Raw genomic sequence first — 15,712 nt, forward strand, 5'->3', positions numbered from 1 at the left:
TGGCGTTCATCTCAGCTTGGGCACATGTCTCTGATGTCCAGGTATGGGGACTAGAATCCTGGCAATCTTGTGCCGATCGGGGGGCAAAACGAGGGTTTTGCCTGGTAGGCGTGTAAGGAGCCAGGTGTGAGCAATCGCGATGGGGTAGACACCACGCCGGAAGGCAGGAAACGGCGCCCCCCGCGACGATCGCGCGCGAATTCCGGCACGAACGGCCAGCCCGCCCCGGACGCAGGCGACCAGCCCGCCCCGGGTACGGGCGGCGGGCCCGCCTCGGACGCGAGCGGCCGGTCCACGCCGGGCACGGGCGGCCGGCCCACCCCCGACGCGGGCGGCCGGCCCGTCCCGGACACGGGTGGCGCTCCGGCGTCCGGCGCGAAAGGCAGGCCGGCGCCTGGCGCGGCGGGCACTCCCAGCCCTGGAGCGCCCGCCGGGCCCGCCGCCCCCGGAAAGCTCGTCGCCGGCTCCGCCCGCCGCTCGTCCGGCCCCCGCACGCCCGACTCCCGCACGCCCGACTCCCGCGCGGCCGGCTCCCACCCGTCCGACCCCGGCACGCCCGGCGCTGACCCGTCCGGCTCCGGCGCGTCCGGCCCCAAGACATCCCGCTCCGGCTCCGGGACGTCCGGCAACCCCCGTAAGCCCTCCGCCCGCTCAGGCAAGCCGCGCAAGCCGTCCGCCGCCTCCCGCCCCGGCAAGCCCCGCTCGGGCTCGGGCGCGCCGCGCTTCGCCAGACCGCTGACCCCCGCCTCCATGCTCGGCTGGACGGCCCTGTCCGCCATCGTGCCCGGCGCCGCCCACCTGCGTGCCGGACACCGCCGCACCGGACTGGCGCTGATCAGCGTGTACGCGGTGCTGCTGCTCGCGGCCCTGGCCTACGGCCTGAGCGTCGCCGGCGACCTGTCCAACGCGTCCATCCTCGTGGACGACTCGAACATGGTCGTGGTGGTCGTGCTCGCCTCGGTGCTCGCACTGGGCTGGTTCGCGGTGGTGGTGACCTCCTACGTGGCGCTCGGCCCGAACAGGCTGCGGCAGCAGGGCCAGGTACTGACCGGCATCGTGGTGGGCGTGCTGTGCGTGGCGGTCATGTCGCCGTTCGCCCTCACCGCGAACTACGTCGTGACCCTCAGGGACGCGGTCGGCTCGATCTTCAAAGCTCCCGAGCCCGGCGAGTCGCCGGTGGCGCACGACGAGGAGAACCCCTGGGGCGACAGGGACCGCGTCAACTTCCTGCTCATCGGCGGCGACGCGGCCGGCAACAGGACGGGCGTGCGCACCGACAGCATGAACGTCGCCAGCGTGGACCTCAAGACCGGCGCGACCGTGCTGTTCAGCCTCCCCCGCAACCTGCAGCACGTGCGCTTCCCCGCCTCCTCCCCGCTGCACAAGCAGTTCCCGAACGGGTTCATGGCGGAGCTGCCCAACGGCGGCCTGCTGAACGAGGTCTGGCAGTACGCCAACGACAACCCGCAGCTCATGGGCGGCAAGAACCAGGGCCCGCGCGCGCTGATGGACGCCATCGGCCACACGCTCGGCCTGAAGATCGACTACTACATGCTGATGAACATGTACGGCTTCGCCGACCTCGTGGACGCCATCGGCGGCCTCAAGATCAAGGTGGAGCAGGACGTCAAGTGGGGCGGCCTCTACGGCACCGCGGGTACGATCAAGGCCGGTTACCGGAAGCTCTCGGGCGAGGAGGCCCTGTGGTACGGCCGCTCCCGCGTCGGCAGTGATGACTTCTCCCGCATGTCCCGCCAGCGCTGTGTCATCGGCGCCTTCGCGCAGCAGGCCACCCCGTCGGTCATCCTGACCCGCTTCGAGAAGATCGCCCGTGCCGCCAAGCAGCTGGCCCAGACCAACATCCCCCGCACCCTGGTCAAGCCGCTGATGGAGCTGGCGGTCAAGGTCAAGGACGCCAAGATCACCAGCCTCCAGTTCGTACCCCCGGAGTTCTACTCGGGCCGCCCCGACTGGGCCAAGATCCGTACGGCGACGAGGAAGGCGATCAACGACTCGACCCGCCCGGCCCGCCGCGCCCAGACGGCCAACGTGAGCGCCTCCCCCAGCGTCACCGGCTCCACCCCCGCCAAGCCCCGCACGTCCACCCCCACCCAGACCCCCACCCGCAACAGCCAGAAGGCGGGAGCCCAGTCCCTGGACGACCTCTGCGGCCTCTGACCCCACCCAGGCCCCGGCGCCGGCCGGGCCGGCCTGCCGACAGGCCCAGCCGCCCGGCCGGGCTAGCCGAAGCCCGGCCGGGCTAGCCGAACGTCACGGGCAGCTCTCGCGGCCCCCGCACCGTGAGGCTGGCCCGCCACCGCAACCGCTCCACCGGCACAGCCAGCGCCAGCCCCGGCAACCGGACGACCTCCGCCAGCGCCGCCCGCCCGACGAGGCGGGCCAGCAGCGCCCCCAGGCAGTAGTGCGGCCCGTGACCGAAGCTCAGGTGCGCGTTGTCCTGCCGGGTGAGGTCGGGCCGGTCGGGGTCGGCGAACCGGAGGGGGTCGCGGTTGGCCGCGGCCAGCGCCACCAGGAGAGGCTGCCCGGCCGGCAGCACGACCCCGCCGATCTCCACCGGCTCCAGGGTGAACCGCCACGTGGCCAGCTCGACCGGGCTGTCGTGGCGCAGCAGCTCCTCCACGGCCTGCTCGATCAGCTCGGGCCTGGCGCGCAGCTGCTCCAGGGCGCTGGGATGCCGCAGCAGCGTGTACGTGCCCAGCCCCACGAGCCCCACCGTCGTCTCGTACCCGGCGACGAGCAGCAGGAAGATCATCGAGAGCAGCTCGTCCTCGCCCAGCCGGTCCCCGTCGTCGGCCGCCGCGATCATGGCGCTGATGACGTCGTCCCCCGGCGCCCGCCGCTTGCCCTCGGCCAGCCCGCTTACGTACGCGCCCAGCGCCCGCAGCGCCGCGGGCCTGGCGTCCGGTTCCCCCGGCTCCGACGACACCACGGCCGCCGTCCACCGCTGGAAGTCCGTACGGTCGGCCGCGGGCACCCCGAGCACGTCGCAGATCACCCCGGACTGCAGCGGCGAGGCGAAGTCGCCCACCAGGTCGGCCCCGGGAGACAGCCCGGCGGCGAGCGTGCGCGCGGCGGACTCGATCCCCGGCCGCAGCCGGGCCAGCCGGCGCGGCGTGAAGAACCCCGACACCACGCGGCGCAGCCGGGTGTGCTCGGGCGGGTCGGTGGTGAGCAGGTGCGTGCCCAGCCCCGACCGGTCCTCCAGGGGCCGCCCGCGCCCCGCCTCCCGCCAGTCGGCGGGCGCGTGGCGCGGGTCCTTGCTCAGCCGCGGGTCGGCGAGCGCGGCGCGGGCGTCGTCGTAGCGGGTCACGAGCCAGCCGTACAGGCCGCTGCGCATGGTCACCAGGCGGGGCGCGCCGGACGCCCGCAGGTCGGCGTAGGCCGGGTACGGGTCGGCCACCAGCCCTTCGTAGCCGGGCAACATCTCGTTCAGCATGGGTGCGAGCTCCAGGGTGGACGGGCGGCGGGCGGCGTGCCCGCCGCGCCGCCGCTACTTGCCGAGCTGTCCCAGGATCCAGTCGGCGAGCACGCCTGTCACCTGGCCGTGCTCGGAGTTGTGCGAGTCGCACTGGTAGTCGTCGAGCTGGCTCTGCTCGGGCGACAGGGACGTGATGTCGGTGTAGAGGTCGATCGGCCACTCCAGCGGGTCGTACTGGAGGGCGACGGCGCTCACCGAGGGGACGAAGCAGGTGGATCTGTACCGGCCCGCGATCGGCGCGCCCAGCTGGTCGGCGAGCATGCCGTACAGGGGCAGCGTGCCGCCCGGCACGCCGTCGAACGCGCCGACGTCGCTGGTGTAGCTCTTGCTGGCCCACATCGGCACCGCGCGCATGCCGCCGAGGTGCCGGTTGAGGCCGCGTTCCGGCTGGGTGCGTACGGTGGCGCCGACGAGGCCGCCCAGCTCGCTCCACTCGAACACGAGGTGGTCGGGTGGCACGTTCCTGCCGGTGCCGTCGGCGGCCCCGTTGGCCACGCCGAGCTTGCGCGGCCGGACCGGGAACCAGCCGACGCGGCGCAGATCCGCCAGGAACTCGGTGCGCAGCGGGCTGGAGGTGGCGACGGGCCCCGAGTAGCGGCCGCTCTCGACCCACGCCCACAGGAGCTGCTGCGCGGCGGGGCTGGCGATCAGGGCCGCCTGGCCGGGTTCCGCCGGGGAGAGTGCCTGGGCGAAGTACGCGAGCTGCTGGAGTATCAGCGGGATCCAGGCGCCGTTGTGCGGCGCGTCGTAGGACAGGTAGGTCGCGGTCTGGTGGTCCTCGCCGCGGTTCTCCATCTCGGCGAGGGCGTAGCGGGTGACGAGGCCGCCCATGCCGAGGCCGCCGACGACCAGCGGCGCGTTGCCGGCCTGCTCGCTGATGGCGCGGCGGATGCAGGTGGCGGCCACGCCGGCGTTGGCCTGGATGTGCGTGTGCCTGGCGCCGAAGCCGAGCAGGACGACGTCGATGCCCTGGGCGAGGAGCTGGTCCAGGAGGCGTTGCTGGTGAGGCGGGTAGGGCGTGTTGAGGTGGTGCCACAGGCTCCGCACGTCGCTGGGCCCGTAGCCGAAGCCGTCGGCCAGGATCATCGGCCGGACGAGGCGCTCGTGACCGGCCGCGTAGTGGACGGCGGCGCTGCCGGTGGCGGTGCGGCCCTGGTAGGGCCAGGCGGAGGTGAGGGCCCACTCCATCTGCGGCACCCGCGCCTGCTCAGCGGGTGGCTGGCCGGCCACCCGTGCCGAGGTCGCGAACAGGACCCCCTTCGGGAGCACCGCGGCGATCTGCTCGGCACGACCGGCGGGCACCGGGTCGGACTCCTGCCGCAGGGCGAGCTCGACATCTATCCTTGCTGCCCCTTGTGTCGCCATGATTACACCTTTGCTCGTGGGTTTACCGGACGTCACCCCCGATCTCCTACCTCCGTTTCGGGAAGATGCATTTTCGCTTTTCTCAGACAAACGATCATCGCGATCAAGGCATGGCTGGTATCTCTAGCTCACCTCGCCGTCTCCGACAAATCAACCCATGCCGGAAACAGTTCATCTGACCATCGGTCAAGGCATTACGGAGACTATTTCGGAAATGCTCTTCGGCATTTCCGGAGCGGTCACGCCAGGGCGGAGTTCTTCCTGGGCAGCAGGGCCAGGGCGCCGACGTACAGCAGGGCCGCCACGATGAGCAGACCCTTGTAGCCGATCACCAGCGCGACGTACTCCAGGCAGCCGCCCACCATGGCGCCCAGCAGATTCGCGCCGAAGGAGGTGGTCGCGTCGGCCGTCTCGGCGAAACGCTTGGCGAACACCACGTTCGCGGCGAAGATCGGCAGGAATGCCACCGTCACGGCGGCCACCGCGCGCAGCGGGACCGGGAGCGCCAGCAGCCATTCGTTCGGTACGAGCCAGGCCAGCAGCAGGCCCGCGAACAGCACGCCGTACATGACCGGCAGCGGCGGGGTGCGGAAGCGGCGGGTCACCTCGACGGCGGCGAGCACCGCGACGAGCACGCCGGCGAAGACGATCGCGTTGACCACCCACGTGGTGCCGAACAGCAGCGCGAACCCGGTCACGCTCTTGGTCTCCAGCAGCATGAAGCCCACGCCCAGCAGGAACAGATCCGCGTACGGGCGCATCCGCCGGTACGGGCCCGCCACGACGCGCACGGCCAGCAGGCTGACGATGAGGATCAGGCCGAGCGTGATGACGTAGATCGGCGGGATCGTGCCCTCCTTCAGGTAGAGGAAGGGCCGGTCGTCGCCGGCGGGCTCGGGGGTGCCGGGGGCGGCACCGGGCCACTCGGCGGCGCAGCGCTGGTCGGCGGCGGCCAGGCCGGCGGTGATGACGGCCTGCTGCCCGGCGGTGCTGACCACGTCCACGCAGGGCTTGTGCCCGAAGGCGAGCTGCATGGTGGAGGCCAGGCGGTCGACCAGCCAGCTCTCGCGGTAGTAGTTGTACATCGAGAAGGTGCCGCCCGGCTTGAGGTGGGCGCGGGCCGCCCGCATGGCCTCCTCGGTGAACAGGTAGCTCTCCAGGCGCAGCGAGCTGGCGCCGGAGACGAGGGTGAGCGAGTCGGGCAGGGCGAACAGGATGAGGTCGTACTTGTCGCCGGTGCGCTCCAGGAAGGCGCGGCCGTCGGTGACGTGGGTGGTGACGCGCGGGTCCTGGTAGGGCTTGTCAGGGTGGACGGAGCCGCCCAGCTCGCGCAGCTTCGGGTCGATCTCGACGGCGTCGACGCGGGTGGCGCCCTTGGACAGCGCGATCGCCACGTCGGTGCCGCTGCCCGCGCCGACGATGAGCACGTCCCTGGGCTGCTTGCTCGCCCGCTCGTACGGCAGGCCGTACTGGGCCTCCCACTGCAGGCGGGCATGGGCGGGCACGGCCTGCTGGTGCGGGATGCCGTTGACCGCGATGTCGGTGACGGGAATGCCGACCTGCACGAGCTGCTTGGTGGTGACCTTGTAGTACGGCGACCAGATCGCCCCGGCGGTGAGCGTCTCGGCCAGCAGCAGCCCGACCACGACCAGGGAGGGCACGGTCACGAGCCCCACGTAGAGCACCCGCGGCTTCGGCACGAGCAGCAGGCCGTAGCAGATGGCCGCGATGAGCCCCCAGAACACCGGCGGCGCGCTGAGGAACGACAGCGCGGTGAACGCGGCGATGCCGGTGAGGCTGCCGATCAGGTCGTACCGGTAGGCCTCCAGGCGCGGCAGCTCGGGAAAGCACCGCCCGACCAGCTCGGCGGGGCCCATGAGCACGACCGCGGCGGCACAGAAGATCACCGGCAGGATCGCCCACGCGGGCGGACCGTTGGTGGACAGACTCGTCCAGTACAGGACGCCCTCGGTATTGCGGTCGACGGTGACGGGGAAGGTCAGCACGACGATGGTCAGGACGGCCAGGACGATGGGCGAGTAGTACGGCTGCCGCTGCGAGCGCCCCACGCGCAGGAAACCGAGCCCGATGCCAAGGAAGGAGCCGAGCAGCACGAAATTGGTGAAATAACTGAGATGGACGATGTTGGACCCGGTCCACCGGATCAGTGCCAGCTCAAGGAAGAGCATGAAGGCACTGGCGAGGACGAGCCTCGGCCGCACCGCCAACCAGTGGGCTTTTTCGCCGCCGTCGACCGGCTTTTGCGCCTGGAGCGTCATAACGCCTCACCGTAGTGAACAGACCGAAAACAAGGAAGTCTGACGTCCCAGAACAAATGTCGTCCGCTTCGCCCCACTTAGGGAGTTTCCGCAGGTCAAAACACCTCAGATCCGCTGGACGAGCCGCCTGCCGATGAAGGAATGTTGGGAGGTTCGTTTCCCTCCACAAACGTCTCGGTGGTGACACATGCGGATCCTGATCCAGCTCCGTCCCTCCCCCGATCTGGTCGCCGCGGTCGTGGACCCCGGCCAGACCGCCACCACGGCCGACGTCGCCGACGGGCTGCCGGGCGTCGAGCTCGACCCCGCGTTCACGCCCGTGGCCGTGCCGCGCCCGGTGCCCGCGGCGGACGGCGATCCGCTCTCGCTCAGCCAGCCGCTGGACTTCTCCCTCGCCGCGGAGGACGCCTCGGTGCTGGTGCGCGGCACGATCTCGGACGACGAGCTGACCGCCAGGGTCGCGCTGCTGCCCGCGCTCAGGCCGGACGTGGTGGGTGTCTTCGCCGACCCCGTCATCGAGTCCACCCCGGTGTGCGGGGGCGACCCGCCGTCCGGCGACTGGCACGACGTCGAGCGGCTGCTGAACGTGCCCGGGCTGCACGCCGAAGGGCTCGACGGCGACGGCGTGACGGTGGCCGTGCTGGACACCGGGATCAACGCGGCGCACACGGCCAGGCAGCTCGGCAGGGGCGTCACCCTGGACGCCGAGCGGTGCTGGAGCCCTTCGGGCGTGTCCGGCAGGCCGGGCGAGTTCGAGGTCGACCACGGCACGATGTGCGCGTTCGACGCCCTCATCGCCGCCCCGCAGGCCACGCTGATCGACCTGCCCGTGCTGCTGTCCACCCGGCCGGGCGGCTCGGCGCTGGACGGGCTGCTGTCGGACGCGGTGGCCGCCTTCGCGCACCTGCGTACCGTGCTCGACGCCCAGCCCGCCGAGTCGCGGGCGCTGGTGGTGAACAACTCGTGGGGGTCGTTCTCCCCCGAGTGGGACTTTCCCGTGGGGCATCCGGGCAACTACTCCGACAACGCGGCGCACCCGTTCAACCTGATGGTGGCCGCGCTCGACAAGGCCGGCGCCGACGTCCTGTTCGCGGCCGGCAACTGCGGGCGCGACTGCCCGGACGGGCGCTGCGCCTACTCCGGCCGGCCGATCGTGGGCGCCAACTCGCATCCCAAGGTGCTGTCGGTGGGCGGCATCGACGTCAACGGCGAGCGGGTGGGGTACTCCTCGCAGGGGCCCGGGCGGCTGACCGCCCGCAAGCCGGACGTCTGCGCGTACACGCACTTCCTGGGCTCCAAGGCGTTCGGCGCCGGCCGGCCCGATTCGGGCACCTCGGCGGCGGCCCCGGTCGCGGCGGGGCTCGTGGCGGCGGTGCGCTCCCGCTGGCCCGCGAGCAGGCTGTCGCCGGCCCAGCTCCGCGCGCTGCTGCGCAGGACCGCCGAGGACCGCAGCGAGGTCGGGTTCGACTACGACTACGGTTACGGCACCGTGGACCCTGCGGGGATCATCGCCGCGCTCCAGAAGCGGTTCAGGAACGGGGCCTGACGGCCTTCGCTCCGAGGGGCCGGGGCCCGGCCCCTCAGGAGCCCTCCATGGCGGCGCCGATGATGCCCAGGGTCACGCCGAGGGCCACGAAGCTGAAGGTGATGATCAGCAGCACGGTGCCGATGATGCCGCAGATGCGCCCCGCCTGGACCATGCCGCGGTTCTCGTAGAAGTAGCCGCTCTCGTCGATCTCGCGCAGTGCCCTGTTGCCCATCGACCAGGCGAAGGGGCCGGTCAGCATGCAGGCCACCAGGCTCACGATGCCCAGCACGAGGATGACCGTGCCATTGGGATGGCTGCGCGGCGGCGGCCCGTAACCGCCGGGGCCGTACTCGGGATAGGACATGGTCGGGCTTTTATACCACAGTCTCCTACTTGATCATCATGCGTCATCATGGCAGGGCACATGATCCACCCCCGAGGAGTCCTGCCCCCGTGCGTGAACGCACCCGCGCCCTGCTCGCCCACCGCCACTTCCAGCGGTTCATCATCGGCGTCATCCTGATCAACGCCGCCACCCTCGGCCTGGAGACCTTCCCCGCCGTCGTCGCGGAGTACGGCACACTCCTGACCGTCGTCGACCACGTGGCGCTCTACATCTTCACCGCCGAGCTGGCCGCCAAGCTCTACGCCGAGCGGGCCGCCTTCGCCCGCGACCCGTGGAACCTCTTCGACACCCTCATCGTCGCCGTCGCCTTCGCCTCCACCAACGGCGGCCTGTCGGTGCTGCGCGCCCTGCGCATCCTGCGCGTGCTGCGGCTGCTGTCGGTGGTGCCGAGCCTGCGCCGCGTGGTCTCGGCGCTGCTGCGCGCGATGCCGGGGATGAGCTCGATCGTGGTGCTGCTGTCGCTGGTGCTGTACGTGGCCGCCGTCATGGCCACGAAGTTGTACGGGCAGACCGCGCCCGACCGCTTCGGCAGCCTGCCGACCTCGCTGTTCACGCTCTACCAGACGATGACGGGCGACGACTGGGGCAACATCGCCAGGGAGGTGATGAGCCGGCACCCGACGGCGTGGATCTTCTTCACCATCTTCATCCTCGTGTGCACGTTTGTCGTGCTCAACCTCTTCCTGGCGGTCGTGGTGAGCGCGATGGACGAGGAGAACGCCGAGGAGCGGGCGGCCCTGGAGGACACCTCCGCGCACATCATGGAGGACACCAGGGCCCACACCCAGCAGATCCTCAACGAGCTGGCCGAGCTGCGCAAGGAGGTCGCCGAGCTGCGCGGCCTGCGCGAGCCGGCCCCCTCCCCCGGTATGAAGAAGGCCCGGGGGAAGCGGTCACGGTCCGCGTGATCGCTGCCCCCGGGCCCGGCCCGGCCGACGTTAGCGGGAGTAGAACTCCACCACGAGCTGCTCGTCCACCGGGATGGCGATCTGCTCGCGCTGCGGCCGGCTGACCAGCGTGAAGCGCAGCTCCGGCAGCTCGACCGACAGGTACGCGGCCGTGCGGTCGTCGGCGTGGATGCCCTCCGCGGCAGCCACGAACGGCTGCATCTGGCGCGAGCGCTCCCGCACCGAGATGACCTGGCCCGGCTTGACCAGGTAGCTCGGGATGTCCACCTTGCGGCCGTCCACGGCGATGTGCCCGTGGCTGATGTACTGGCGGGCCGCGTAGATCGACGGCGCCAGGCCGGCCCGCAGCACCAGCGAGGCCAGGCGGGTCTCGAGGATCGTGACCAGCTCGGCGCCGGAGGCGCCCGACTTGCGCACGGCGAGGTCCCAGTAGCGGCGCAGCTGCCGCTCCGACACGTCGTAGTACCAGCGCAGCTTCTGCTTCTCCATCAGACGCAGGCCGTAGTCGCCGGTGTTGCGGCGGTTCGTCTTGCGGCCGTGCTCGCCCGGCGGGTAGGGGCGCTGTTCGAAGTAGCGGACGGCTTTCCTGGTCAGCGGGACGCCCGCGCGACGCGACAGTCGCACCTTCGGGCCGGTGTAGCGCACGTTCACCTCGATGTGATTAGGTAATCCTTACTTAGGCAAGCCTAACCTACCACTTTTGCTCAAGGAGGCGCCATGCTGCCGATCCCCGAACGGGTCCGCACCCTCGCCGCGACGGCCGACGTCGCCAAGCTCTCCGTTGACGGCGCCCCCTCCCCCGCGCGCGGCGGCGTGGACGAGCGCGGCCGCCCCATCCTGCTCGTCCGGCCCGGCGAGACCCTGCACGGGCTGCGCGCGGACGCGGTCGTCGCGGTGAACCTGACGGCGATGCGGCAACTGGGCACCGTCACCCACCCGCGCGGGCTGATCGAGGTGCAGGGCTGGGCGGAGGCCGTACCGGAGGCCGAGGCGCGCTCGGCGGCCGTGGCGGTGGCCGAGCACACCGCGGACGAGGCCCTGTTCGACGCGCTGGAGCGCTTCGGGCAGCCCGACGCGCCCCGGTTGCTGCGGCTGGACGTGGGGCAGGTGGTCTACCTGACCGGGCAGGAGTCGGGCGTGCTGGACGCCGACGACTACCTGGGGGCGGCACCCGATCCGCTCACCGAGACGGCGGAGCGGGTGCTCGCCCACGTCAACTCCTCCCACCGGGCCCAGCTCACCGCCGGGGTCACCCAGCAGCTCGGGGAGCCCGCCGCGGACGTGTGGCTGTGGGAGCTGGACCGGTTCGGGGCCACGGTGCGGGTGGACGAGTCGCTGGTGCGCTTCCCCTGGCCCACGCCCGCGCGTTCCGGCCTGTGCCTGGAGACGGCACTGCGAGGGCTGCTGTGCACCTGCTGACACGCCGCTGTGGAGCGAGCTGACAGCGCGGTTGATCACATTTCGTCCGGCAAATTCCGTCTTCTGCCGGACGCGGGCGCCGCAGTCCCTACGATCTCTGACCGTGAGTGAGGCACGACGGAAGACCGGCGCGGCGGAGCCCGCCGACCCCAGCGGGCGGCGCAGGCGGATGGTGACGATCATCGGCGTCCTGTGCGGGACGTTGCTGCTCGCCTGCACGGTGGTCTTCATCGGCGGCGCGTTCAACGGCAGCCGGGTCGACGCGGGCGGCCCGGAGCCCGCCCCCGGGTCGCGTTCCGCATCCGGCCCCGAAACCGACACCGGCACCGACACCGACACCGGCACCGACGAGGAACCGGAGCCCGAGCCGGAGCAGTCGCCTGGGCCGATCAGCGCCCGGCCCCTCGCCACGACCGCGCCGGCGGTGCGCAGCTCCACGCCGGCGCCCGTCCGCACCAGGACCAGGACGGCCGCGCCGTCGCCGGCGAGCAGCGTCACCCGCTCGCGCACCCCCGTCCCGAGCCGGTCCGCGACGCCCACCGCCACGCGCCCGGCGACCACCGCGCCCGCCTCCCCGGCACCCACCACGACCGGCCGCACGCCCCCAGGCCACACGAGGAATCCGCACAAGACGCGAGGCCCGAAGGGGTGAGCCGCACGGCCCGTCAGTGCGACAGGTGAGCGGTGGCGATCGTGCGCGACACCTGGCTCTCGGTGCCAGGCTCGACGATCACGAACTGGCCCATCATGCCGGAGTCCTCGTGCCGCAGGATGTGGCAGTGGTACATGTACGGCGTGGCCGGGTCCGTGAAGCCGCCGAACCGCACCGCGAGCCGCACGGTGCTCTTCGGCGGCACGTAGACGGTGTCCTTGTGGCCGCTCGCGTACGCCGCCGGCTTCTCCCCGTCCACGTCGAGCACCTGGAACGCCACCTCGTGGATGTGGAAGTTGTGGGCGTACACGGTGTTCTCGATCTCCCAGATCTCGGTGGCGCCGGCCGGGACCACCTCGTCGATCCTGGACAGGTCCATCTCCTTGCCGTTGATGGCGTCGTGCCCGTTCAGGCGGAACCGGCGGACCCTGGCGTTCGCGGGGACGGCGATCGTCTCCGGCGCGGCCAGGCGGGCCGGCAGGCCGGGCGAGGGGGTGAGCCGCTCCGCCGCGACCAGCTTCAGCAGGTCGAAGTCGCCCTCGTCGAGGTCGTCGCCGCCTGAGACCGTGCGCAGGAACACCTGCTCGCCGGGCGCGAACGCGACCACGACCTCCGCGCGCTCCCCCGGTGAGAGCGAGACCCGCTCCACCTCGACCGGCGCGGGCAGCAGGCCGGCGTCGCCGCCGACGACGTGGAACCGGCGCCCGTCGGCGAACGTGAGGTGGTACCTGCGGGCGTTCGAGCCGTTGAGCACCCGGAAGCGCACCCGCTCGGCGCGCACGTTCATCAACGGCGCGTGCACGCCGTTGACCAGCACGTGATCGCCGAGGAGGCCGAAGGTGCCGCTCAGCACGTCGCCGGCCGGCGAGCCGTCCTCGGCGAACTCCTTGTCCTGAAGGATGAGGGGCACGTCGTCGATCCCGTACGCCGAGGGCAGGCCCGGCGTGTCCCCGTCGTCGACGATGAACAGGCCGGCCAGGCCGCGGTAGACGTGCCTGGCCGTCTGGCCGTGCGGGTGCGGGTGGTACCAGGACGTGGCGGCGGGCTGGTCGATCGTCCAGTGCGGGCTCCACGTGCCGCCCGGCTCGATCAGCTGGTGCGGGCCGCCGTCCATCTTCGCGGGCAGCCGCATGCCGTGCCAGTGCACGGTGCTCGCCTCGGCCAGCCGGTTGGTGACCGTCATGCGCACCCGGTCGCCGCGGGCCGCCCGGATCGTGGGGCCGAGGTACGGGCCGTTGAACCCCCAGGTCTCGACCGGCCTGCCCGGCAGGAGCTCGCTGCGGCCCCGCTGCATCGTCAGGGCGAAGTGCCGCGTCCCGTTCCGGTCCACCTCGGGTTTCAGGAGCGGTGGCACCCGCAGCTCCGTACGGAAGGCGGCCGGATCGGCCGTTGCGGGCCGCTCGCCCGGACCGCAGGCGGTGGTGGAGGCCAGGCCGGAGAGCGCGGCGATGGCGAGGAACTGTCGACGGTTCATGATCCCCGGATGATCTTTCGTGTGGGTGTGGCGGACCCACTGTGCGGCACCGGCGGCTCCCCGGCACAGTCGCCGGGCTCACCTCGTGATCGTGAGATCCTCATGATCGACCGGGGCGCGGGCGAGCAGCTCGAAGCGGTCGCCGGTCCGGGTGGTGGCCAGCTCGCCGCCGATGGCGGCCACGCGGGCGCGCAGGTTCCGCAGGCCCGAGCCGTACGCCGGCTCCTGCCCGTCCGAGGCCCCGTCGTTGGTCACACGAAGCCGTACCTCCTGGCTCGCCGTGGCCCCGTCGTTGGTGACGCGGAGCCGTACCTGGCCGTCCGCCACGGCGAGCTCGATGGTGCACTCGGCCGGGGTGCCGTGTTTGAGCACGTTCGTGACCGCCTCGCGCAACACCACCGCGAGCACCGGCCCTGCCGTCCCGGTCACGGGTGCCGCGTCGATGCGTACCCGCACGCCCGCCTGCTCCAGCACGGCCCCGGCGGAGCCGATCTCCGCCTCCAGGGACAGGGGCAGGCCGGGAGCGTTCAGCCGCACGCTGTCCGAGAGTGCCGCGCGCGCCGCTCCGGCCAGGCGTTCGAGCTGCGCGTCCGCATCGGTGCGTTGCCGTCCGGACCGGCCGCCTGCCTGGCCGGGATCGGTGCCGAGCAGCCGCAGCGCCAGCTCCGCGTGCAGGACGATCGTGGTGAGGCCCCGGCCGAGCAGGTCGTGGACGTCCCTGCCCACCTTGAGCCGTTCGCGCAGGGCCGCCACCTCGACGAGCTCGGCCCGGGTGCGGCTGAGCTCGCCGACGAGCTCCACCAGCCGGGTGAGGCCGTACACCGCCAGGGCGGTGTTCAGGACGCTGAAGAACGGATAGAGAGCAGCCACCGGTCCCAGGGAGAGCGCCTCCTCGGCCGCCGCGACGCCGCTCATCACCACGCAGAGCGGCCACGCCACCCGCCACGGCAGGTACAGCAGGAGAACCCCCGCGAAGAACCCCGAAGCGAGCAGCCCCGAGCCCTCGCCCAGTGCCAGCGGCGCGTAGATGGCGAGCGCGTGCGCGGTCAGGGTCCAGGCCAGCGTCCTGCGCCGGACGCCCGACCGCAGCGCGGCCAGATGCCAGAACTGCAGGGCGAACGTCAACGGGAAGAGCACCAGGTAGCCGGCGTGCGTGAAGCCGGGGCCGCGCTCCGCGTCCGCGACGAAGTAGAAGACCGCCTGCCCGATGAACAGCACGTGGGTGATGAGGAGGATCGGCGTGGCCAGGCGCAGGAGGCGGCCGTCGTCCTCGCGGGGCGGGACCTCGATCGTCTCGTCGGCGGGCGGCAGGGACCGTACCCGGCCCAGCGCCTCCCGCGCGAGGGTCACCGCCGTCCCCACCGCCGCTCGCACCGCCGCCGCGTCGCCCCTGCTGGACGCCTCCCGCGCCTCCCGGGTGAGGCGGTCGACGGCGGCGACGTTCCGTACGACGAGGTCGTGGATCCGCCCCCACAGCCGCAGCCGCTCGACCGCCCCCGCCCTGGCGGCCAGCTCGGACCGTTCCCGGCTCACCTGGTCCAGCAGGACGGCGAGGCTGCTGATGCCGTACAGCATCAGGCCGACGTTGATCGGGGCGATGATCGCGTAGTAGACCAGGTACGGGAGGCGGTCGTGGGCGAGCGCGACGGCGCACTCCAGGGCCGCGACCAGGCCGAGGATCAGCCACGCGGGAGGGCCGCTCACCACGAGCAGGGCCGAGGCCGCGACGAACCCCGAACCGCCCACCTCCCAGCTCTCGGGGTCGGCGAGCAGCGGGAGGTAGTTCACCGCGGCCTGCACGGGGAGGAGCGCGAGGGACAGCCGCCTGCGGCCCGGCAGCGAGATCGGAATCTGGAGCGCGGCGACCACGGCCACGCAGGCCACGGTCAGCGGGTCGAACTCCTGCACGGTGAAGTAGAAGCTCACCCGCAGGAGGCCGGTCACGGCGATGAACGCGAGCACCAGACGGACCGGGCTCAGCTCGCCTGGGCGAGCCGCGCCGAGCGAGCTCAGCGCCATCCGGCGTCCTGGGGGCTGGGCGGGCTCAGCGCCATCCGCCGTTCTGAGCCGGACGAACCCGCCACCATCCGCCATTCTGAGCCGGACGAATCCGGCGCCATCCGTCGCCCTGAGCCGGACGAACCAGGGGCGCTGCGCTGGGCGGACCCAGAGCCACCACGCG

At 72.1% G+C, this 15,712-nt stretch carries 13 protein-coding genes; 6 read left to right on the top strand and 7 right to left on the bottom strand.

Going from position 1 to position 15,712, the window contains the following annotated elements:
- Positions 1-126 precede the first annotated feature (126 nt).
- Positions 127-2,178, top strand: a complete 2,052-nt coding sequence (locus HD593_RS64620) for an LCP family protein (RefSeq protein ID WP_312903939.1) — start codon at positions 127-129, stop codon at positions 2,176-2,178.
- Positions 2,179-2,260: 82 nt separating this feature from the next.
- Here HD593_RS64620 and HD593_RS35560 read toward each other — a convergent pair whose 3' ends face one another.
- From HD593_RS35560 to HD593_RS35570, 3 genes are all read right to left on the bottom strand, one after another.
- Positions 2,261-3,457 (bottom strand): cytochrome P450 family protein, encoded by a 1,197-nt coding sequence (locus HD593_RS35560; RefSeq protein WP_221525161.1) that lies wholly within the window; start codon positions 3,455-3,457, stop codon positions 2,261-2,263.
- 54 nt (positions 3,458-3,511) lie between these two features.
- Positions 3,512-4,864 (bottom strand): hypothetical protein, encoded by a 1,353-nt coding sequence (locus tag HD593_RS35565; RefSeq protein ID WP_185106307.1) that lies wholly within the window; start codon positions 4,862-4,864, stop codon positions 3,512-3,514.
- A 239-nt stretch (positions 4,865-5,103) separates the two neighbouring features.
- Positions 5,104-7,053 carry a spermine/spermidine synthase domain-containing protein gene (locus HD593_RS35570; protein ID WP_246546882.1) on the bottom strand — a complete coding sequence of 650 codons (1,950 nt, stop codon included), beginning with the start codon at positions 7,051-7,053 and terminating at the stop codon, positions 5,104-5,106.
- Here HD593_RS35570 and HD593_RS63730 point away from each other — a divergent pair.
- A complete protein-coding gene (locus tag HD593_RS63730) occupies positions 7,052-7,186 on the top strand; it encodes a hypothetical protein (protein ID WP_281402492.1) in 135 nt (44 codons plus the stop codon). The two genes, HD593_RS35570 and HD593_RS63730, sit on opposite strands and share 2 nt — an antisense overlap.
- Before the next feature lie 144 nt (positions 7,187-7,330).
- The gene (locus HD593_RS35575) at positions 7,331-8,689 is read left to right on the top strand and encodes a S8 family peptidase (RefSeq protein ID WP_185106309.1); all 1,359 of its coding nucleotides are present in this window, start codon (positions 7,331-7,333) and stop codon (positions 8,687-8,689) included.
- Positions 8,690-8,723: 34 nt separating this feature from the next.
- Here HD593_RS35575 and HD593_RS35580 read toward each other — a convergent pair whose 3' ends face one another.
- Complete coding sequence (locus HD593_RS35580; RefSeq protein ID WP_185106310.1) at positions 8,724-9,035, bottom strand: DUF4190 domain-containing protein; 312 nt, start codon at positions 9,033-9,035, stop codon at positions 8,724-8,726.
- A gap of 89 nt (positions 9,036-9,124) precedes the next feature.
- Here HD593_RS35580 and HD593_RS35585 point away from each other — a divergent pair, with 89 nt between their 5' ends.
- Complete coding sequence (locus tag HD593_RS35585) at positions 9,125-9,985, top strand: ion transporter (RefSeq protein WP_185106311.1); 861 nt, start codon at positions 9,125-9,127, stop codon at positions 9,983-9,985.
- Between the two features lie 30 nt (positions 9,986-10,015).
- Here HD593_RS35585 and rpsD read toward each other — a convergent pair whose 3' ends face one another.
- Positions 10,016-10,630 carry a 30S ribosomal protein S4 gene (gene rpsD / locus HD593_RS35590; RefSeq protein ID WP_185112332.1) on the bottom strand — a complete coding sequence of 205 codons (615 nt, stop codon included), beginning with the start codon at positions 10,628-10,630 and terminating at the stop codon, positions 10,016-10,018.
- A 72-nt stretch (positions 10,631-10,702) separates the two neighbouring features.
- Between rpsD and HD593_RS35595 the strand changes: the two genes are divergently transcribed.
- Together HD593_RS35595 and HD593_RS35600 are read left to right on the top strand one after the other, a co-directional pair.
- Entirely contained in the window at positions 10,703-11,404 is a 702-nt protein-coding gene (locus tag HD593_RS35595; RefSeq protein WP_185106312.1) for a DUF2470 domain-containing protein, read from the top strand.
- A gap of 103 nt (positions 11,405-11,507) precedes the next feature.
- Positions 11,508-12,056 carry a hypothetical protein gene (locus HD593_RS35600; protein WP_185106313.1) on the top strand — a complete coding sequence of 183 codons (549 nt, stop codon included), beginning with the start codon at positions 11,508-11,510 and terminating at the stop codon, positions 12,054-12,056.
- Between the two features lie 13 nt (positions 12,057-12,069).
- Here the strand turns inward: HD593_RS35600 and HD593_RS35605 are convergent, their stop codons facing one another.
- Positions 12,070-13,530, bottom strand: a complete 1,461-nt coding sequence (locus HD593_RS35605) for a multicopper oxidase family protein (RefSeq protein WP_185106314.1) — start codon at positions 13,528-13,530, stop codon at positions 12,070-12,072.
- A gap of 78 nt (positions 13,531-13,608) precedes the next feature.
- Positions 13,609-15,549 (bottom strand): sensor histidine kinase, encoded by a 1,941-nt coding sequence (locus tag HD593_RS35610; RefSeq protein ID WP_185106315.1) that lies wholly within the window; start codon positions 15,547-15,549, stop codon positions 13,609-13,611.
- Positions 15,550-15,712 lie beyond the last annotated feature (163 nt).

Origin of the sequence: Nonomuraea rubra (assembly GCF_014207985.1) — a bacterium.
Classification (GTDB): domain Bacteria; phylum Actinomycetota; class Actinomycetes; order Streptosporangiales; family Streptosporangiaceae; genus Nonomuraea; species Nonomuraea rubra.